Origin of the sequence: [Scytonema hofmanni] UTEX 2349 (genome assembly GCF_000582685.1) — a bacterium.
GTDB classification, from domain to species: domain Bacteria; phylum Cyanobacteriota; class Cyanobacteriia; order Cyanobacteriales; family Nostocaceae; genus Hassallia; species Hassallia hofmanni.
The window spans coordinates 222,062-241,223 of the sequence record NZ_KK073769.1; the positions used below are offsets into that span (position 1 = coordinate 222,062).

The window sequence follows — 19,162 nt, forward strand, 5'->3', positions numbered from 1 at the left end:
CAATTTCCCGCACTTCTACATCAAGTTGCAGTTTAGAAGTATCTCTGGGATTAGCTGCCAACAGTAGAATCGTTTTGGCACCCGCTTTATTATTCATTACAGAAGAAATATAATGGTTTGTATAAGTCCCTAGCATCACTAGTACCACTACAAGAGATCATCTAGTCATTACACACAAAGTAATTTTATTATTGTCCTAAATACGTAAAGACGCAGACGCGATTAATCGCGTCTCTACAATGGTTGCGGACATGATATTAATGATTGCAAAGTAATTTTATGGCGATCGCACTGACCATCTCACCAAAGGTAAAGTTATAAGACAACCTCTTTGCAACAGAATTAGTTATTTTGTAGCCTAGATTACAGAAATATTGTTAGATTAACTAACGAACAAAAGGGAACACAAAGCCATGAAACTAGATTCCCGTAAACTAGGTTTTAACGTCGCAGGGCAAAGACACAATTTAGATGGATCAAATAAGTCTTACCCCAATTCGCAGCAGAAGTTGGAAGCTTCAACTTGGGTAAAGCTTCTGGAACTTCCCACCGCGTTTAGTTTTGACGAAGCACTGTTATTATGTCAGGTTACAGAAGACGAATGGTTAGCCTGGATTCCCGATCGTGGGGAAGCGCTACTCAACACCAGGCAATTTAGTTATTAGACGCGAGTCTACGTCCCACAGAGATTTTATATCTCTGTTTCATAGCACTCATTCCACTAAAAGTGGACTAACAAAGAATTTAAGTCCACTTAAGTGGACTTAAGCTGTTAGCCTTGGATTTCAATCTAAGGTGGGTGTGGACACTAATTGAGAATCCGGCAAAATATCACTTATAACGCTCTAACTATCAACTAACAACCATCCACCAACAACCTACAAACTATCGCCAAAAATCAGTCACCTCGTATCCCAATTCCGCCAACATTTGCCGCAGCAGAGGTAAACTCAAACCAATGACGTTAGTGTGACACCCTTCGATTTTTTCCACAAATAAACTACCAAAACCCTCAATAGCAAACGCACCGGCACACTTGAGCGGTTCACCCGTGGCAACATATGCTTGAATTGTGCGATCGCTCATTTCCCCAAAATAAACTCTTGTTACCTGACACTTGACTAAAGTGCGATTTTGGTCTTTGTCAATCAAAGCATGACCAGTATACAGATCGCCAAAATGACTTCGCATAATTTGCCAACGAGCGATCGCTTCAGATCCATCTGCTGGTTTACCATGAATCTGACCATTCAGCGCCAAAACTGAATCACAACCCATAATCAAACCTGATGCAAACTGAGGCGCTACAGTTTCTGCCTTACACTGAGCAAGAGTTTGCACCAATTGTCCTGGTTCACTGAGTTGAATTTGCGACTCATCAAAATCACTAGCGCAAACAGTCGCTTCAATTCCAACAGTTTGCAACAAACGGCGTCGTGCCGGAGAAGCAGAGGCGAGTATAAAGGTAGGGATACCCATAGGGGGAGAGGGGGAGAGGGGGGGATGTGGAGAGGGGGAGAGGGGGGGATGTGGAGAGGGGGGGATGGGGGGATGGAGAGAGGGGGATGGGGGGGAAAGAAGAAATATTCTCCTTGTCTCCTAGTCCCCTTGTCTCCTAGTCTCCTAGTCCCCAGTCCCTAGTCCCCTCGTCCCTAATATACAAAAAAAGAATTCACAGAGTTTTCTATAATTGATTTAACTCTTTGCCAACGGTCTTCGGTGACGGAGGCATTAAAGGTAAAAAGTTTACCTCTGCTAACAACGACACTGGCAAGGTTATGCCGTTTTTTGTTATTGGGGAGTTTAACCTCATACTCTAACATGTAGTAAATTTTACCCTTAGATTCTCGTTGTCCAGCGTTGACTAATTCCGCTTTGCGACCAGAATTAGGAGGAGCGATCGCATTTTTTGACAACTTATATCCTATCTCTCCCGGCGTGCCCAATTCTGTCAAAGTTTTGTTATCTGGAACCGGACTAATCACCACAGAAACATTTTCTGTCACCTGAATCAAATCATGAAACACTACATCCGGTCCGTTGGCAACTTTAACTTGCACCCAACCGTTAGGATATAAAAACTCATAGCCATCAGTAGTGTCTACAAAGCTGTTGAATCCAGCCGCAACTGCTACACCAGAATTACTCAGGCTAAAGCTAAACACCAATAGCAAAATTAATACAATTCGTTTCAACATTTATACAGATTCCTTTGGGCTGGAAGCAACACAACGCACGCTTAAATTTCTCGTTTTCATTCTCCCATCAACAGGGACATTTAAACACTGGGGAATGGGGCATTGGGCATTGGGGATGGGGAGTGGGGTAAAATTTTTTAATAATGACGAATTATTCACGCTGACTCCATGCCTTTGCTCCTTTCCTACAGACGTTCCGCCGGAACGTCTCTACTCTCTTATGCTGATAAGTAACGAACTACGTTGGTTTTACCCTGGCAGTATACCGGAAGACATTGAACTTTGGTTCAAACAAAATTGTCTTCTTGACTCTTTGCAGTCACCAGAAGAACGCGAAGATGTGTATTTATATTCCCCATGTGACTTTTTGGGAATCAAACTGCGTCAAGGACGATTAGAAGTCAAATGGCGCAAATCAGAATTAGGGATAATCGGTTTTGGCGACTCCATAGAAGGTAAAGTAGAAAAATGGGGTAAGTGGCTCTGCGAAGATTCGACAAAAGAAAGTTTTCACCCGACAACGGTTGTAAATACCCCTTCATGGGTGAATGTGCAAAAAGTTCGTTATTCGCAACTTTACCAAATTGTCCCGGAGTTTCCGCCACAACCTGTTGACGCTAATGAAGGTATCGACAACGGTTGTAGTGTAGAACTCACCCGTCTTTCGATTCGGAAGAATCCTTGGTGGAGTTTAGCGTTTGAAACTCGCGGTGAAGAAGCCTGTTTGATGGATAATCTTCAGAAAACAGCTAATTGGGTATTTAAGACTTATAAAGCGTCAAAGTTGCTAGCTGCGGATTCTTTCGCTTATCCCAGTTGGCTAGAACTTGTTTGTAAATGACAACTTACTTGCTATCAAAAAACCACCCTCATGGGTACTATCGTGCCTCATAATACTAAGATATCTTGGAGAAAAGCGTCGTCATCGTTGCTACGCTAAATACCGAAAACTTACTTAGCAGCACCCTTTAGATAATCTTAGGGAAAAATTAAGAGTAAAACGTTATACTATTCGCGGCTCTTGCGATCGCGAATAGCTGACTCAGGACTTACGCACGGACTAAGTATTTCCGTCATTGCGACGCAAGGAAGCAATCTCAAAGTCTTGTTTTCTCGTAACAAGTGCGTAAGTCCTATGACTAAAAAAATAGCGCGATTCGCTTTTTCATTGAATGCAGCAATTGCAATTGTCTTGAAATAAATTTCGATCAATTTAATTAAAAAGGAGAAAGTCCAATGAACTTAAGCGAAGGTTATGGTGTGTTAAAGTGTCATGCGATCGCTGGCAAAATGGAACTTGGTAAAGATACCCCACACTATCAAATCCATGTGAAAGATGGTAAGTTTTCTTATCGCCTTGCAGTCAACGTTAGATCAAGTCAACAACCTTTCGATTTGTTATATCTTGTCGAAAATAATTTTGAACATTATCTTACCGACAAACTCAATAAATTGGAGTTTGGCTTTACCAAGATTCCGGAGACAGATAGAAAAGCTGGAGGAATTGCGCTGGACTACATCAGATCAAATTTATTTAAAGTCACTGAGATGAAGCCTTTGCCCTTCAATTTGCCGGGAGAAAACAACGACCTCAACGAACTGATTGACTCATATATTAAAAGGGCAATTGAGACTAAAGCAGTTATCTATGTATTCGGGGAACCGTGGGGAGTAGATAAAGTGGAAGATAAGCCTGACAAAATATTCGGCTTTGAACCAGGGAGAGGGATTCATAATATTCATATGAATCAAGGCAACAGCGGATCGTTTGCCAAGGAAAATGGAGTTTACCAAGATGGGGCATTGTTGATTCATTTTCCGAGTGCGATCGCATCCCAAGATAGCTGGGTAGGAGCATTTTTTGCCTTTCAATCGCAGTCCTTCCACACAGACGATAGTACAGGAAATCCAATAGATAAGAAAGTAGGAACTGAACCACCAGATCCCAACGTTCCGGCAGTGAAGGCACGAGTAAAAATTGTTGCTGCTTTAGTAAATCCTCTAGGAGATGATGCCGGAAAGGAGACAGTTACTTTAATCAATTCCTCACCCCAACAAATAGACTTTAATGGTTGGTCACTTACTAATAAACTAAAACAAAAACAATCTCTTGATGGATTACAAATCGAACCAAGTGCATCTGCTACAGTGCTTTTAGATAAACAAAAAATTCAACTTTCTAATGATGGTGGAATTATCACCATTCTCAATCAAGAAGGTATTAAAGTTGACGGTGTTTCTTACACAAAAGAAGATGCCAAAGACCAGGGATGGACGATTGTATTTTGATTAGTTGTTAGTTGTTGGTTGTTGGTTGATAGTTGTTGGTTGATAGTTGTTGGTTGATAATTGTTAGTTGTTAACCCCTATTCACCATCCACCATCCACCATCCACTAACCACTAACCACTATCCACTATCCACTATTCATTAACTTGCAGCACCACTAACGTCATATCATCGGTGTTTTGCTTATCGACACCGATGAATTGATAAACTTGGTTAAACAGGTAATCCAGAATCTCCTGTGGTCCATTGCAATGCCTGCAAGCCAAATTAAAGGCATCGACAAAGTTTTCTTCATCGAAGCGATCGCCTCCAGCAGAAGCCGCCTCAGTCAAACCATCTGTATAATAAATAATTGTATCTCCAGGTTCTAACTGTGCCTGAGCATCTTCATATTCGCTGTTAGTATCTAAACCAATCAACATACCCAATGTATCCAAACGAGTCACAGTTTTTGTAGCCGCGTGCCACCACAAAGGAGGATTATGTGCTGCATTACTATAAGACAGAATTCGATTTTGGGGGTCATATTCTGAGTAAAACAGTGTCACAAAACGGTGGGAATTTTCCAAATCCGCATACATAACTTGATTTAAATTTTGGAGAATTGCTGCTGGTGAATTCCCGTGTAAAACTTCTCCTCGTAGCATTCCCCGCATCATGGTCATAATTAACCCAGCTGGGACACCTTTGCCCATGACATCACCAATCACAAAACCCCAACGACCAGTTTCTAAGCTGATAATATCTTTACTATTTAACTGAAACTGATTGTGCTTGGTAGGAATAAAATCATAATAGTCTCCACCGACACGATTTGCCGGTTTACAACGCGCAGCCAAGGCTATGCCAGGAATCGAGGGACATTGACGAGGTAAAAGCCGGCGTTGAATTTCCGCAGCAATTTCTAGTTCTTGATCTAAGCGTTCTTTTTTTCGTAATTCTACAGCCAGTTCATCGTTTTCAATCGCTACTGCTGTTTGGTCTGCCACTAACCTGACTAATTTTTGTCTAGTTTCCGTCCAGCTATATTCCGGATCGCGACTCAACACATACAACCATCCTCGTTCTGCATGTTTCACCAGAATTGCCGTACCAAATATTTGCATATCTGGTCCTAAGTAGCGATGCATTTGGGCATCCAAAACACCCGTAGCGTTTGCTAAAGGTGCCGCATTTGCCAAAAGTGTGATTTGACTGGTAGCGGTTTCTAGAGCCTTGCGAATATGTTTCCGCTGGTGACTATCCTGCCAATGCAACTGCTCTAATCGAACTTGACCATTAGGTTTATAGAGAAACAGAGCACTACCATCTGCATCTGTTACTCTTGTCGCCATCAACGGAATTAGCTCCAAAAACTGATTCAAATTATTGAAGCTTCTCAGAGCAAATCCTAAAGAACTTAACAAATCTTGAATTTTGTTTTGTTCTCGGTGCAGCCGTGCCACGAGTTCTTTCAGCGCGACAACGGGAGTGACATCCGTTGCGGCACTACTATTACTATCAGTTGGTTGAGAGGGCAGTTGAGACACAGGCACAGCTATTATTTCACTTAACTGAAAAACCGAATTAGATTATTTATAAATCATCTAGGCAAAGGCAATTGCTAAACCATATTGAAACAAGGTTTGTCAATTTAGCAAGAGTAGAAAGACGTAAGATGTCAATTTAACAAGTATTCCATTTGCTGATTGTATTTATTCGTCAAAACAGAAGTTTTAAGTAAGTTTTTTGGTCAAAAAGAGACTGATATTGACAGCAAATTCTCTTAGAACCTAAAAGTTTTCAATTATTTCATAACTTATTAACCAAATCATATATCTTGAGATAGAGAAAATACTTGGGTCAACAAATAAATTTTTACGCTCTCCGAGTCAGTGTTAAGACTGGGGGGCTGGCGCTTAGGGGGCTTAGAACCTCATAATTCAGGCACTCTGGGGCAGATATACTTACGCTTTCTTACAATTTTAAGTTATGTAAATAATATTGATCCTACTTTAATGACAACAGATCGACAGGCTCAGGAAACAAAAGCCAGAAAAAGCATAGCACAAGACCTTTAACCTATAAATTAGTAATGGTGTTTTAGTTTAACCAACACACTGCAAATTTATAAATTTTGGGCAAATAATATTCCGTGAGGTTTTTTGAACCAGATACGGGTAATACACATAAACAAAAGGGGAAAGGGGAAAGGGGAAAGGGATGAACATGTCGCCCACAATTCCACTCGCTTTTTACCTTCCCCATAAAATTTGGATTATTTCGCCCACAATTCCACATTAAGGAGAGGGGTGTCCGGAACGGACGGGGTGAGGTTCTGTTTTGACTTTGGACTTTTGACTCCCCAGTATCTTGATCTAACCACTCAATAAAGCTTCGACAAACTCGTAGCTAGAAAACGGACGCAAATCTTCAATTCCTTCACCAGCACCAATAAAGCGAATCGGTAGACCTAGTTGCTGCACGACGGCGAGGGCGACACCTCCTTTAGCGGTACCATCAAGCTTAGTTAAGACTACACCACTTAGTTGTGCCGCTTGAGAAAAGATTTCAGCTTGGCGCAATCCATTTTGACCTAAAGTGGCATCAAGAACCAACAATGATTCTACTTTTGCGTTCGGGGCTTTTTTGTCGATAATTCGCCGGATTTTACTAAGTTCATCCATCAAGTTTTTCTTGTTTTGCAGTCGTCCTGCGGTATCGACTAGAAGTAACTCTGTTTCTCGTGCAACGGCAGCGGCGATCGCATCAAATACAACGGCTGCTGGATCTGTATTCTTCCCAGGATTAGCAATTACTTCCACACCGCTTCTGCTACCCCAAACCTTCACCTGTTCCACAGCAGCAGCGCGGAATGTATCTGCTGCCCCAATCAAGCATTTATAGCCAGATTTTTGTGCCAAGTGAGCAATTTTGCCGATGGTGGTGGTTTTACCAGCACCATTCACCCCAGTTATTAACCAAATATTAAGATTTTCTTTTTCTGGAGTAAAACTAGCTTTGTAGGATGTTTTGAGTGGTGCATCGAGCATATCCCGGAGGATAGTTTTTAAGTAGGCGATCGCCTCATCTGGTGGAGTAACTTCTTCTCGTAGCTGTTTCTGTAAGGCTTTGATAATATAGTCTGTCGCTTCCACACCCACATCTGCTTGCAACAGCAACGATTCAATTTCATCGACTGCTGCTTGATTTAGCGGTCCTTGACCGACAATCGCCTTCAGTTGGTTAACAATACCACGACGAGTTTTGTCTAAGCCTTGTCGCAGCTTTTTCAGCCAGTTAATTTCTTCAATTGAAACATCTTCCGCACGCCTACCTTGCCTTGCCAAAACTTCTGTAGACCACACAAACCCATCATCAAAGGCAAGTCCGGGGATTTCCTCTACTATCTCTAGTGTAGGTGGCTGTACTACGTCGGTTTCTAGTATTTCAATTGCAGTTGCGATCAATCGTTCCTGTTTTGCTTGCCTTTCTGCTGCTGCCCGTTCTAAAAAGGATAAAGTTGCTGGCACTACGGGTTGTGGATCCTCTGGAGCAGCAAGTGCTTCGCTGGCTGTTACTGCCTGGGTATCTATAATTTCCGAATCTGGTTCATCAGCAGTTGCTTCATCTGCTAGCGGTTCAGGATCTGGTTCTTCTGATGCTGTTTCTACTTGTGGCGATTCTGTGACTTCAACAGAATCTGGTTCATCAGCAGTTGCTTCATCTGCTAGCGGTTCAGGATCTGGTTCTTCTGATGCTGTTTCTGCTTGTGGCGATTCTGTGACTTCAACAGAAGGAGTTTCTACTTCCTCTGCTTGTTGCTTTTGCTGAATGTTTTTATAAGCCGATTTAGCATATGCTAACAAGTCTGTCGCTGCTGCGGGTGAATCATCCTTGTTGGAAGTTTCGGCTGACTCTGTTTGAGATTCTTGTGTAGAAATTTCTATTTGTTTTTGTTTATCGGATGCCTTAGCAGGATCGTTATTTTGACGACGGAACCAATTAAAAACCATTGCAGCTACAAGTGTTAGTTGTGATGTGAGTTATGTGTTTAACATTATCGCGCAATTCCCCATCCTTCTATAAGGTGGGGATGTAAGCGAGTTAAAAAGGAAACATCTAGAAAATTAACTTTCAATAAAGTTGGATAGTTAAGTTGTTGAAAATATCTTATTTTTATACAGTTAAAATATCCGATGGTAGCATATTATAAGTTATAATTTATTCTCCCAGATGTATCAACTTGGAATAATAATTTAGATTCATCTCGCAAAAAACCGCCATTATTTATTTAAATAAAATGAGCATCAAAATATTAGAAAGTGTAGATTCTTCCGAAATTAAAAAAATAAGAGCAGAAATTCTATCAAAACGTAGTATGGGAAATGTTTTATTTGAAATTAAACAAATCAGATCTGATATGACCCTTAAAAAAGCTGAGGATTTGACAGAAATTCTGGATTTATTTGTTAGTCAAATGGGGTATGTAGGGCTTGGCGATCGCTGGAAAGAAATTGATCAAGCCGCAACCAAAGAGATTTTAGCATTTGTCTTGACCAAAGATTTGGCTTATTCTTCAAAAATTATGGCAGTCGAAGAGGCTGAAAAAATTTCTACTAAGATGTTCAACTTTTTTGAAAATCCCTGTAAATTTTTTACTAACGCAGTATTTGTCAACAACTACTCGGCGCTTAGTGCTTGGGATTCGCTGACAGACGCAACATTTGACACAGGTATAATTTTTGTAAGTGCTACACTGATTGGAATGCTGTGGGTTAAAGATGAAGACTAATAGCTGAACTAGAAAATAAATTACTAGTAAACTTTTTAACTTATATTTAATCCAAATTTAAGAGATAATAGCTAATCTACTTATTTAGGCTCAATATCAACTAGTAATTGATTCAAGTAACCAACCTATTAAGTATGTCTAGATTAGCTTTTCCTTTAAAGATATCAACAGGAGCAATTATACTACTTACCTTTTGTGTAACTAGTGTAAATAGCGCCACAATTTCTGAAAACTTTGAGACCGGCACAAAACCAAGCTACGCTGCGGGTAATGTTGCTCTCAGTACAGGATTATGGAATTTTAATGATGCTCTCATTGGCAATCTCACCACTGACGCAAAAAATGGCACACAGTCTGCCCGCATTCGTAATAGTGGTAGATTGACGATGCTATTCGATCGCACTACTGGTGCCGGCACTATCACTGTGAAACACGCTAAATTTGGTTCCGACGGTAATACTACTTGGGGTGTTTGGTGTTCAACTAACAGTGGTATTTCATATACACCAGTCGGTTCCACTGTCACTAGCACTTCTACAACATTGCAAACAGCGACTTTTACAGCCAACATCTCTGGTTTTGTTCGCTGTGACATTCGTAAGACTGATGGAACTACAAACAGAACCAACATTGATGACATCGTAATTACAGATTACGGTTCTTCCACTCCTTCTCTACCAAGCGGTTCTGTACCTTTCTTTGACAATATCAACAATCCTGTATCTGGTTTAGCCTATGGTAGCCCAGCGGATGTCACACCTCCAGCTCCAGCTCTCAATAGTTTTGACACAGCAGTAGTCAATCTTTGTGGTACTCCTGGTACTGTTGTGAGTCGCAGTGGTTTCCAGTCTACCCTAAATGCTAATCCTACGGTCTTGGCAAATATCAAGGCTTATGTGGGAGGATTCCTGAAACCGGGTCGGACTTCCAATACTGATTTCTTGAACGATCTAACCGATCTCTGGTTTAATGTGGCAGGTTTTGATCATGTATTCTGCGGAGAACCAGTTCAAGGAGGCTCTATTGGTGGGTTGCACTTTGTTGGACGTTATGTGGAACTGCAAAGCAAGGGTTTGGCTGGACGACTGAATAATAATACGTTTAGGGAAGAAGTTGTTCCCAACACAGTCTACACAATGGGTGTTGTCATGAGAGTAGGTACTGGAACTTCTCAATCTACTATCAAAGGTTATCCTTACTCCCTCAGTGCTGAAGAAATTTTGTCAAAGGTATCTTTAGGTTATAAGAACAACCCCAACACTACAACTACTAACCAAGCGTGTCTTCTGAGCGTCACAGATGAGGGTAGAACTTTTAAAGCCGTATTTGTCAGAAGACAAGGTGGAATCCGTACTTTCTATCCCGATGCTACTCCTGACTCTACCGCCAACTGTATCCAGTAATATAGCAGCCTATCGATCTAATCGAATAGACGTAGAGACGTTCCTGCGGAACGTCTCTACATGGTTTTGGGTTTTATACATGTACTTCATTTACCTGAAATCTGCTGTATGATGTCCGTTTAATTAACATTAATAAAAACCTACCTACCGTCGTAAAGACGTTCCGCCGGAACGTCTTTACATTGGTATCATATCATGTCTGGTCAAACAGCCATAATAAAAGAACCCCACCCGCCTGTGGCACCCTCCCCGCTTGCGGGGAGGGTTGTGGAGGGGTTCTTCATGAATTATGGGTGATTGCGTGGACATGTTATCAAACGTTACGCAGTTTTTTTCTGGTCGGTGAATCGACGCAGAACACCATTAATAAATCGATGACCGTCCTCTCCACTGTAGCGTTTGGCTAACTCTACTGCTTCATCGATTGTCACGCTGTCTGGAACCTCTAAAAATTTCATTTCAGCCACAGCGATTCGTAGAATATCGCGGTCGATTTGAGCCAGACGAGTTACTTGCCAATCGACCAAAGCGTCGGAGATTAATTGATCGATCGCTTTTCGTTCTTCATTGACTGTTTTGACAATTTGAATGGCGTATCTAGCAACATCTTTATCTTGGTTCGCTAGCTGAATCAGTTCTGGAAACTCAAGAGTGGTGCCAAGTTGATTAATTGCCGTTTGGGTATATTCGATTGCCTCTTTGACCATAGTTCTGGCAACATTAACATCGGTGGTGCGAGTTTGGCTACTTAAAAGGCGATCGTTACTGCGTTGCAATTCCCCAGCAGCATTATCCAAAGAATCTTGTACTTCTAGTGTCAGGGTACGTACTGCCGCTAGCACTAACTTCGGTAGTTGTTCTTCTGTCAATTTTTTGGGGTTAATTGGCATCTGACTAAGACTTAAAAGCGCCAATTCACGAGCAATTTGACGGGGTTTACGAGGTTGCATAAAAGTGTATTTGTATTTAAGTATGTGAAAACTGAATTAATTTTGGCTGCGAATTGGCAACTACACGGTGGTGAAACTGTTTGCCAGTTTCTCCATCGTGCATTTGCTGTACAATTTTAAGTCTCTTCTAAAGGTATAGTTTGCCGTTTTGTTTCAGTTTGTGGCATTTCCAGTATGCGGTCTTTGGCGATCGCTAAGGGAGGTAAGGGCGTATTTGGAGCAACAATGCCACCAGAAACAATTATTTTAAAGGCATCTTCTATCGACATTGATAGATTTACTACCTCATCTTCTGGAAGTACCGCATACCATCCAGTAGTCGGATTTGGAGTGGTGGGGATAAAAACGCTCAACACTGGGCGAGACATTTGAGATTGAATGTCACTGCTAATTGTGCCAGTAACAAAGCCGATCGCCCACATTCCCCGGCGCGGATATTCTACCAAAATTACGCGGCGAAACTTACCATTGGTATCTTTTAATAATGTTTCCAAAAGCTGTTTCAGGGTTTTATATACCTGTCCAGCTAAGGGAATCGCCTGCAATACTCGCTCACCAAAATCTAGTAACCACCGCCCAGCAATATTCCGAGCCATTAAGCCAATTAAGAGAATACTGAATAGTGGTACTGCCATGCCCACTAAAAGATTCAGTAGATTTACTACAATAGGGTGCATCCCCTGAAAGGGATTCACTTGTTTAGGAATTTGGGTGAGAAAGTTGATTACCCAAGTGGCAATGGTAATCGTTAGCCAGATGGTTGTCGCTAGGGGAATCACTACCAACAAACCAGCAATCAGGTCATTTTTGAAGTCCTGTTTTAGGCGATCGATTAACAAGTCCCTATTCTCCTTTTTTGGGTTACTGGAACTTCTGTTATTGGTATTCATAACCAGCAGATTCGTCAAATTGCACTACTGTAGTTTTCTATCTTGCTTGGATCTGCTGCCAAATCCCTAGTAGAAGAAGGCAGAAGGGAATAATACATATATCATCTACCTTTTGGCTTTTCTATAACTGTCTAGTTATTTCTGCCGACCTATACTAGCTTTTTCTCAATGGGATTTGACGCGATGCAAGTCCAAACAGCCTAAAGTTCTGATTCTGAGTAAAACGTTACTTTTAGTCCATATGGACATGTACCAACCAGAATGGTGGCTGGGGTTATTCTCAGACGCTGTTACTTTTCTTTATCAGACTTTTGACACTCCGGGCGCATGAATGCACGGGGATTCTTGAATCTAAGACATAACTTGCTCAAACAGGTTCTCACCAATCTGAGTAGAGGTTTCATCTCCGCAAGCGTTGCCTACATCTAGTGCAGAGGTTCCGATATGCCCTACCGTACCCAAGGAGCGAAATAGTATATTTCTAGCAGCGTTCTCATCTCTATCCATCACACAACCACATTTACAAACGTGCGTCCTAGTGGATAGTGTTTTTTTGACAATTTCACCGCAACTAGAGCACTCTTGGCTAGTGTATTGTGGATTAACCGCAACCGTGACTTTCTTAAATACCTTCCCAAAGTATTCAATCCAGACACGAAACTGATACCAAGATGCGTCATTAATAGACTTGGCTAAACAATGATTTTTCACCATATTTTTAATCCTCAAATCTTCATAAGCTATCAAGCCGTTAGACTGAACTACGCACCGTGCTAATTTCACAGCATGGTCTTTACGTTGCCTACTTATTTTGAGGTGGCGCTTGCCTAAAATCTGCCTAGCTTTGCCCCTATTTTTTGACCCTTTTACCTTCCTTGAAATACGACGTTGTGAACGCTTGAGAACCTTTTCCCCAATGGCTAGAAACTTAGGATTCTCTACCATCACTCCGTCAGAATCTGTGTAGTACTCCTTTAATCCGACATCTAACCCGACAGTATTACCAGTAGGCTCTATGTTTTCAGAACGATTTATGTCAATACAAAACTGAACGTACACACCATCAGCGCGTTTTACCAGCCTAATCCGTTTAATTTGATTGATTTGGTAAAAGTGTAAATCACGAGTACCTTTTAGTTTTAATCTACCTATACCTTTTTTATCGTTGAAAGTTATAGATTTACGGTCATCCGCAAGCCGCCACCCTGATGTTTTATATTCAACAGAATGACAATCTTTTTTGAATTTAGGGAAGCTTTTCTTCCCGACAATTCCTTTTTTGCAATTGTCGTAGAACCTAGAAATAGAAGACCATGCTCGTTCAGCAGAAGCTTGCCTAGCCATTGAGTTGAGTTCGTTAGCAAAAGGGAAATTAGCCGCAAGTACAGCACAGTATTTCTGCAAATCGTTTTTACCTGTATCTTTAACGTCCATCCACAGCCGAATGCATTTGTTACGAATGAACTGGGCAGTCCGAATTGCATCATCTACTGCGACTAGTTGCGCTAACTTTCCATAAGCCTTGAATTCAAATACGAGCATTGTTTTACCTCCTATTCTTATACTAACATGACTGGTATAAGATACATGAGAGCTTGAGAAAATAATAAAAAGCCGTCGTAGAACGACGGGGCTTTAGACCCAAATTTTCGGTAAAGAATTATTGCAAGTCTTTTCGGCTTTTATTCATCCTACCGCGATCGCACTCAAAGCTGCCCATAATTCTGAAAGCTTTATTCCTTCAGCATTATTGTTCTGTTTAGCTTGGTGAGTTAGTCACATCGGCACGACCGAAGATGATAAAAAGTTATGTTAAAAATCTGAATTTATAATAAATGTAACATTATTAGGGAATAGAAAAGAAAATTATCAGAATACTGGTTGAAAACCTGTGCGTTTACGCTCCTTTGGATAGCTTTTCAGGTGCTGTCATCTGGACACTATTCTCGACTATATCTGAGTTTGGTTTCGGCATGTGCTTCATTTCCCAAACTTTCAGCAAAATTAGATATTCGTAGAATGCTTGTAGTGTACACCAAGCAGTGCCGGCGCGTCCGTCCAAGCAGCCGCCCAAAATAAAATACATATAGAAAAAGCGTAACAGGGGTCGAGCAGGTAAACGCAAAGACAAATCTTTTAAAGCGCGACGTTTTTCGACTTCTGACTTACCAAAAAACAAACTTCCCCAGTTCACGTTTCCGTTTTCTAGTTGATACAAGGTTTCTTCAGCTTCATCTGTAGAGTAACGATTGTGCTTTTCTATCCAGCGGTTCAAGCCTTTGCTACAAGTATAGTGAGGGTAAGTTTCCTTTAAAAAGCTGGTTGCGCCATCACAAACTTCCCGTTCAGTATGACCGTAGTCGTCAAACCAAACTTTACCATGACGGAAGAGGCGCAGTTGGTAACGCGGATATTGGGTGCTATAGCGAATCCAACGCTCCATAAACATGACACGTTCAGCGACATAATAACCGATGTAGTCTGGATTATTCATCGCTTCGAGGCATTCAGCAAATAGTTCTGGTGTCATGCGCTCGTCAGCCTCTAGAATGTAAACCCATTCATATTTAGGGGCAATAGATTCTAGCATCCAGGTACGTTGTTTTCCGTGGCTTTCAAAAGCATGTTGAACAACACGTACAGGATAGTTTTTTGCTATTTCGACAGTGCGATCGCTACTGCATGAATCTACAACAATAATGTCATCCGATAGCATCGCTGACTCAATACAAGCGGCAATATCTAACTCTTCGTTATATGTAAGTATGTATACTGAGAGCATTTTCTAGTTTTATAAAGATTTTACTAATTCCTAAGTACAAATCAAACCCAAAAACTCCGCGCTTTTTGCGTTTATCTCTGCGTTTTTACACAAATCTAAACTAAGTACCCGTCATCAACTACGTACAAAGATAACTCATTGTAGTTGGCGCTTTAGCGCTAAAGCGCTAACTACAAGCTAAGTCTGTCTCTGTTTTTCATGTTGACAGTATTACGGCACTACAAATCAAAGATTAACGTGCGGGTGCTTTTTTACGTCCACCACCTTGTAAAGCACCCATGCCTCTTAATCCCGTCCAGCCGATGATAATGTAACCGATAGACAATAGTAAACTACTCATACCAATTCGCAGTCCAGACTTCAAAGCTTCTTGTTGAGCTTGTTTTTGGGCTTCTTCTTTACGCTGACGAATTTGGTTAAGTCTTTCATTTGCAAGTCCTTGAGGATCACTTTGCTGGGCTAGAAATTTGTCAAGCTCTTGGGGATTTGCCTTAAACTTCTTGAGTAATTCTTTCTGAGTTGCAGGGAGGTTAGGATTCTCAAGTGCTTGCTTATATTTTTGATCATCTTTGAGCAACTCAGTAAACTGAGCTTTGATTTGGCTCTTTTGCTGTTCTAATTGAGCCTTAACCTGAGCGTTACCCAATTGTGCTTGTAATTGAGTTAACTGGCTTTTGAGTTGATTTTCTGCCTGATCCGCATCTTGGGTGATTCGAGTTACTGTCTGAGACTTAGCTTGATTCACATTGTTGAGGTGCAAGGGAAAAATCAGTAAGAAGAACAACCCCAAAATACTCGATAATATCAGAGCGGGAAATCTTAAATCTACAGGTTGTGAGCGATCGCCATCACTAGTACTATCAATCCAATATCCGGCAAACAGCATCCCCAAACCAACCATAGGTACAATTCCTCGGTCAACTAAAGCTGTTGCCAAGCCGATTTGCCACCCTTTATCAGTCGGTTGGAAGGGAAACAACAGAATCAAAAAGTCCAGCAAAAAGGACAAGATTAAGATAGTCCCAACTACTATTAGTGTGCGGGCAGCGTTTACAGTAGCCAAACGGTCAATCATAGTTTTTCGGTCTTGTAGTGAATATTATTGAATGTCATATTTAAAGTTACTGGAATATTGTTCCCTTGACCTTATCTGTTATTTAGAATCTCAGAGCAAATTTAATACATTGAATTGAATTTTTACCCTTGATTTTAAACTACACCACAGTAACACCTGTAGTTTAGGGTGTCTTCCGGAAATTCCTCGTGTTCAACTATACAAGCGTTGGCTAAGGGGAGGGGGGATGGGGAGATGGGGAGATGGGGAGATGGGGAGATGGGGAGATGGGGGGATGGGGGGAAAGAAGAATTATTATCCTTGTCCCTTGTCCCCTTGTCCCCTTGTCCCCTTGTCCCCTTGTCCCCTTGTCCCCTTGTCCCCTTGTCCCCTTGTCCCCTTGTCCCCTAGTCCTTGTCTCTACTCCCTAGTCCCCTTGTCTCTACTCCCTAGTCCTTATTTCCAGACGGGTTTGTTCCCAAATCGGCAGATCCTCTGGACGGTCAACATCAGCTAAGGTAGGTAAGTAAGCCACTGATAAATTAAGTTTCTGGGCAATCTCCACAGTCTGTGATAAAACTTGAGAAGTTCCCCAATCGATGTTAGTCAATAATTCGGGAAACGTCTGCTGTAAACCAATCAAATAATACCCACCGTCTACCGCAGGACCGAGAACTAAGTCAAAGACGTGCAGTTGCTCAAAAGCTGTTGCGAGAATCTGAGGATTTACACTAGGGCAATCAGTACCAATGATAACTACATGTTCTGTGTTTTTTTGAAAGGAATTTAAGAGCGATCGCATCATTCGCGAACCCAGATCGCCTTCACCTTGTAACTGATAAACTAAATCAGACCCCAACCAATCTTGCATCAATTGCAAATTACCACCTGCAAACCGCACTTCCAAAGAGATGGCAATGCTTGCTTGTAATTCTTTAACTTGAGATAATGTATATTCAGTCATCTCTCGCTGAAGATTCGCGGCGCCAACACTGCCCAAAGCAGGTATCAGACGGGTTTTTGTCTTTCCCGGTTCTGGATAGCGAGTAAAAATAATTAGATGCTGTTTCGAGTTTTTTGGTGATTTCAGCACGCAATACCTTATTTTAAATCAACCAAAAATATCTTAATAGCAATAATCACCGTCTTGAGCGGTAGTATGCTCTTTTGCCGTTCGCATTGCGCCTAAAATTGTAGAAACATAGACGCAGCGCTTGGCTTTACCAGCATATTTACTAGATAGTGTTATCCTTCCTAGTGGCGGTTGGGTGACATTACCTCCATAATCAAATTGGATTTGCCTAATGCCATTTGACTGTTGTAAGGTTGTTTCCTGATCTAAGCGTATATTGGAATCTAGGTTGTTCCAATTAGCCACAGATGCATTTACGGTAGCAGGATGAACTGCCCACTGAACGATATTGTTTTGTTCGCGAAAGCTGACTTGCCAGGTTAATTTTTGTTTTTTGGCTTGACTTTGAGCCTGACGCATGGCACGATAAACTTCATCTTGGGCAACGTTGAGACGACGAGTGTTTACAAAACTTAGCCAACTGGGGATAGCGATCGCGCTTAATATCCCGACCATAAAAATAACTACCAACATCTCTACCAGCGAAAAGCCACTGTTAGAGGAATTTTTCAAAATATTATTTTTCATTAAATCAACTAAATACGGTAAATGCACTAAGGATATTTATTTTTCGACGTTGCTGATTAGATGTATGAAAATGATTCTGCGTGATGTCAAAACCCTTGTAGAGACGCGATATATCGCGTCTCTACATTCGGATTTCTACTGCGATTCAGCAACGCCTATTTTTCAATTAAATTGTTAAAACCGCAAATCTTAGGTGTTTTTCACTTTATTAGCAAATATCTTCATGCTTGTTAATAATGCGGTAGACAAAGCAGACGGTAGCATCAGAATAACGACTATTTTAAAGAAAAGTATTAATGTTAAACTTCTATTTTGTAGACGGGAAGAATCATTTTTGACATACTTCCACAAAAATAAAGCCCCTGCTAAACCTTTTTGTCGATTAAGCGGATTTTGTAAAGCTTTCCATGTTAGATATTTATAAAGATTTGCAAAGCTGTAAGCTTTCAAATGTTGTAAAGATTCAGGACTTGTACTGTACGCTTTATTAAGAACTTGCAGACAAGCTTTTTCTTGTCTTGCAAGATTACAAGACAGAGAATTAGCACTTATTCTATATAAAATTTGCACTTCGGGTACAGCGACAAAATTGAATTCCCGCGCTAATCGCAACCACATATCCCAATCTTGACCAGCAAGCAAAGATTCATCAAATCCACCAACTGCGAGCAGAGCATCTTTAGAAATCAATGGATTAGAACCATTCTCTAAAAAATTTTTAACTAATAACTGTTCATAAACATTTCCATTTAGACTAATGTGAGTACCTGAATGGACAAAATTGCCATTTTCATCAATATAATCTGTCCAACTATAAGCAACTTTTGTAAGAGGATTTTCTTCTAAAGCCTGTAACTGAGTCGCTAGCTTATCAGGTGTCCATATATCATCTGCATCTAAGAAACTAATAAATTCTCCTACTGCATGGTTAATGCCACGGTTACGACTCACATTTCCACCAACATTAGTATATGAAAAAGTTTTTATCCGACTATCTTTAATTTTTGAAACAATATCTAAACTTGAATCAGTTGAACCATCATTAATGACAATTAATTCAAAATCAGTAAAACTTTGAGTTAAAACTGACTCTATTGTTTCCTTAATCGTTTTAGCACAATTATATGCTGGTATAATGACAGAAATTTTCGACACTTTGGGAT

Annotated in this window: 17 protein-coding genes; 5 read left to right on the forward strand and 12 right to left on the reverse strand. The window is 40.9% G+C overall.

The window, feature by feature from the left end:
- Window positions 1-413 precede the first annotated feature (413 nt).
- Window positions 414-665 (forward strand): hypothetical protein, encoded by a 252-nt coding sequence (locus TOL9009_RS0130820; protein WP_029637275.1) that lies wholly within the window; start codon window positions 414-416, stop codon window positions 663-665.
- Window positions 666-885: 220 nt separating this feature from the next.
- On the opposite strand, the gene TOL9009_RS0130825 is transcribed toward TOL9009_RS0130820, so the two are convergent.
- Together TOL9009_RS0130825 and psbP are read right to left on the reverse strand one after the other, a co-directional pair.
- Window positions 886-1,479 carry a Maf family protein gene (locus TOL9009_RS0130825; RefSeq protein WP_029637276.1) on the reverse strand — a complete coding sequence of 198 codons (594 nt, stop codon included), beginning with the start codon at window positions 1,477-1,479 and terminating at the stop codon, window positions 886-888.
- A gap of 173 nt (window positions 1,480-1,652) precedes the next feature.
- Window positions 1,653-2,198 (reverse strand): photosystem II reaction center PsbP, encoded by a 546-nt coding sequence (gene psbP / locus TOL9009_RS0130835; RefSeq protein ID WP_029637277.1) that lies wholly within the window; start codon window positions 2,196-2,198, stop codon window positions 1,653-1,655.
- A gap of 220 nt (window positions 2,199-2,418) precedes the next feature.
- Here psbP and TOL9009_RS0130840 point away from each other — a divergent pair, with 220 nt between their 5' ends.
- Both TOL9009_RS0130840 and TOL9009_RS0130845 read left to right on the forward strand, forming a co-directional pair.
- The gene (locus TOL9009_RS0130840) at window positions 2,419-3,039 is read left to right on the forward strand and encodes a hypothetical protein (protein ID WP_029637278.1); all 621 of its coding nucleotides are present in this window, start codon (window positions 2,419-2,421) and stop codon (window positions 3,037-3,039) included.
- A 395-nt stretch (window positions 3,040-3,434) separates the two neighbouring features.
- Window positions 3,435-4,487, forward strand: a complete 1,053-nt coding sequence (locus TOL9009_RS0130845) for a DUF2278 family protein (protein ID WP_029637279.1) — start codon at window positions 3,435-3,437, stop codon at window positions 4,485-4,487.
- 133 nt (window positions 4,488-4,620) lie between these two features.
- Here TOL9009_RS0130845 and TOL9009_RS0130850 read toward each other — a convergent pair whose 3' ends face one another.
- On the reverse strand, window positions 4,621-6,021 hold the full coding sequence (locus tag TOL9009_RS0130850) for a PP2C family protein-serine/threonine phosphatase (protein WP_029637280.1): 1,401 nt from the start codon (window positions 6,019-6,021) through the stop codon (window positions 4,621-4,623).
- 822 nt (window positions 6,022-6,843) lie between these two features.
- Complete coding sequence (gene ftsY, locus TOL9009_RS0130860) at window positions 6,844-8,481, reverse strand: signal recognition particle-docking protein FtsY (protein ID WP_029637282.1); 1,638 nt, start codon at window positions 8,479-8,481, stop codon at window positions 6,844-6,846.
- Between the two features lie 287 nt (window positions 8,482-8,768).
- Between ftsY and TOL9009_RS0130865 the strand changes: the two genes are divergently transcribed.
- Window positions 8,769-9,260, forward strand: coding sequence for a hypothetical protein (locus tag TOL9009_RS0130865; protein WP_029637283.1), 492 nt, complete (start codon window positions 8,769-8,771; stop codon window positions 9,258-9,260).
- A 134-nt stretch (window positions 9,261-9,394) separates the two neighbouring features.
- Complete coding sequence (locus tag TOL9009_RS0130870) at window positions 9,395-10,663, forward strand: EndoU domain-containing protein (protein ID WP_029637284.1); 1,269 nt, start codon at window positions 9,395-9,397, stop codon at window positions 10,661-10,663.
- 320 nt (window positions 10,664-10,983) lie between these two features.
- Here TOL9009_RS0130870 and nusB read toward each other — a convergent pair whose 3' ends face one another.
- The 8 genes from nusB to TOL9009_RS0130915 form a co-directional block, all read right to left on the reverse strand.
- Window positions 10,984-11,613 (reverse strand): transcription antitermination factor NusB, encoded by a 630-nt coding sequence (gene nusB, locus TOL9009_RS0130875; protein WP_029637285.1) that lies wholly within the window; start codon window positions 11,611-11,613, stop codon window positions 10,984-10,986.
- 116 nt (window positions 11,614-11,729) lie between these two features.
- Complete coding sequence (locus TOL9009_RS0130885) at window positions 11,730-12,503, reverse strand: DUF502 domain-containing protein (protein WP_029637286.1); 774 nt, start codon at window positions 12,501-12,503, stop codon at window positions 11,730-11,732.
- A 351-nt stretch (window positions 12,504-12,854) separates the two neighbouring features.
- Window positions 12,855-14,045, reverse strand: coding sequence for an RNA-guided endonuclease InsQ/TnpB family protein (locus TOL9009_RS0130890; RefSeq protein WP_029637287.1), 1,191 nt, complete (start codon window positions 14,043-14,045; stop codon window positions 12,855-12,857).
- A 355-nt stretch (window positions 14,046-14,400) separates the two neighbouring features.
- Window positions 14,401-15,285 (reverse strand): glycosyltransferase family 2 protein, encoded by an 885-nt coding sequence (locus tag TOL9009_RS0130895; RefSeq protein ID WP_029637288.1) that lies wholly within the window; start codon window positions 15,283-15,285, stop codon window positions 14,401-14,403.
- Window positions 15,286-15,517: 232 nt separating this feature from the next.
- A complete protein-coding gene (hpsJ-B, locus tag TOL9009_RS0130900; RefSeq protein ID WP_029637289.1) occupies window positions 15,518-16,360 on the reverse strand; it encodes a hormogonium polysaccharide biosynthesis protein HpsJ in 843 nt (280 codons plus the stop codon).
- A 421-nt stretch (window positions 16,361-16,781) separates the two neighbouring features.
- Window positions 16,782-17,432, reverse strand: coding sequence for a TIGR04282 family arsenosugar biosynthesis glycosyltransferase (locus tag TOL9009_RS0130905; protein ID WP_029637290.1), 651 nt, complete (start codon window positions 17,430-17,432; stop codon window positions 16,782-16,784).
- 33 nt (window positions 17,433-17,465) lie between these two features.
- Window positions 17,466-17,999 carry a type II secretion system protein gene (locus TOL9009_RS0130910; RefSeq protein ID WP_029637291.1) on the reverse strand — a complete coding sequence of 178 codons (534 nt, stop codon included), beginning with the start codon at window positions 17,997-17,999 and terminating at the stop codon, window positions 17,466-17,468.
- Window positions 18,000-18,188: 189 nt separating this feature from the next.
- Window positions 18,189-19,154, reverse strand: coding sequence for a glycosyltransferase (locus TOL9009_RS0130915; protein WP_029637292.1), 966 nt, complete (start codon window positions 19,152-19,154; stop codon window positions 18,189-18,191).
- Between the last annotated feature and the right edge of the window lie 8 nt (window positions 19,155-19,162).

Coding starts and splice junctions, on each gene's coding strand:
- TOL9009_RS0130845 (WP_029637279.1), top strand. CDS start 3,435: ATGAACTTAAGCGAAGGTTATGGTGTGTTAAAGTGTCATGCGATCGCT.
- TOL9009_RS0130825 (WP_029637276.1), bottom strand. CDS start 1,479: ATGGGTATCCCTACCTTTATACTCGCCTCTGCTTCTCCGGCACGACGC.
- ftsY (WP_029637282.1), bottom strand. CDS start 8,481: ATGGTTTTTAATTGGTTCCGTCGTCAAAATAACGATCCTGCTAAGGCA.
- TOL9009_RS0130820 (WP_029637275.1), top strand. CDS start 414: ATGAAACTAGATTCCCGTAAACTAGGTTTTAACGTCGCAGGGCAAAGA.
- TOL9009_RS0130890 (WP_029637287.1), bottom strand. CDS start 14,045: ATGCTCGTATTTGAATTCAAGGCTTATGGAAAGTTAGCGCAACTAGTC.
- TOL9009_RS0130840 (WP_029637278.1), top strand. CDS start 2,419: ATGCTGATAAGTAACGAACTACGTTGGTTTTACCCTGGCAGTATACCG.
- TOL9009_RS0130885 (WP_029637286.1), bottom strand. CDS start 12,503: ATGAATACCAATAACAGAAGTTCCAGTAACCCAAAAAAGGAGAATAGG.
- TOL9009_RS0130870 (WP_029637284.1), top strand. CDS start 9,395: ATGTCTAGATTAGCTTTTCCTTTAAAGATATCAACAGGAGCAATTATA.
- TOL9009_RS0130895 (WP_029637288.1), bottom strand. CDS start 15,285: ATGCTCTCAGTATACATACTTACATATAACGAAGAGTTAGATATTGCC.
- hpsJ-B (WP_029637289.1), bottom strand. CDS start 16,360: ATGATTGACCGTTTGGCTACTGTAAACGCTGCCCGCACACTAATAGTA.
- nusB (WP_029637285.1), bottom strand. CDS start 11,613: ATGCAACCTCGTAAACCCCGTCAAATTGCTCGTGAATTGGCGCTTTTA.
- TOL9009_RS0130910 (WP_029637291.1), bottom strand. CDS start 17,999: ATGAAAAATAATATTTTGAAAAATTCCTCTAACAGTGGCTTTTCGCTG.
- TOL9009_RS0130865 (WP_029637283.1), top strand. CDS start 8,769: ATGAGCATCAAAATATTAGAAAGTGTAGATTCTTCCGAAATTAAAAAA.
- psbP (WP_029637277.1), bottom strand. CDS start 2,198: ATGTTGAAACGAATTGTATTAATTTTGCTATTGGTGTTTAGCTTTAGC.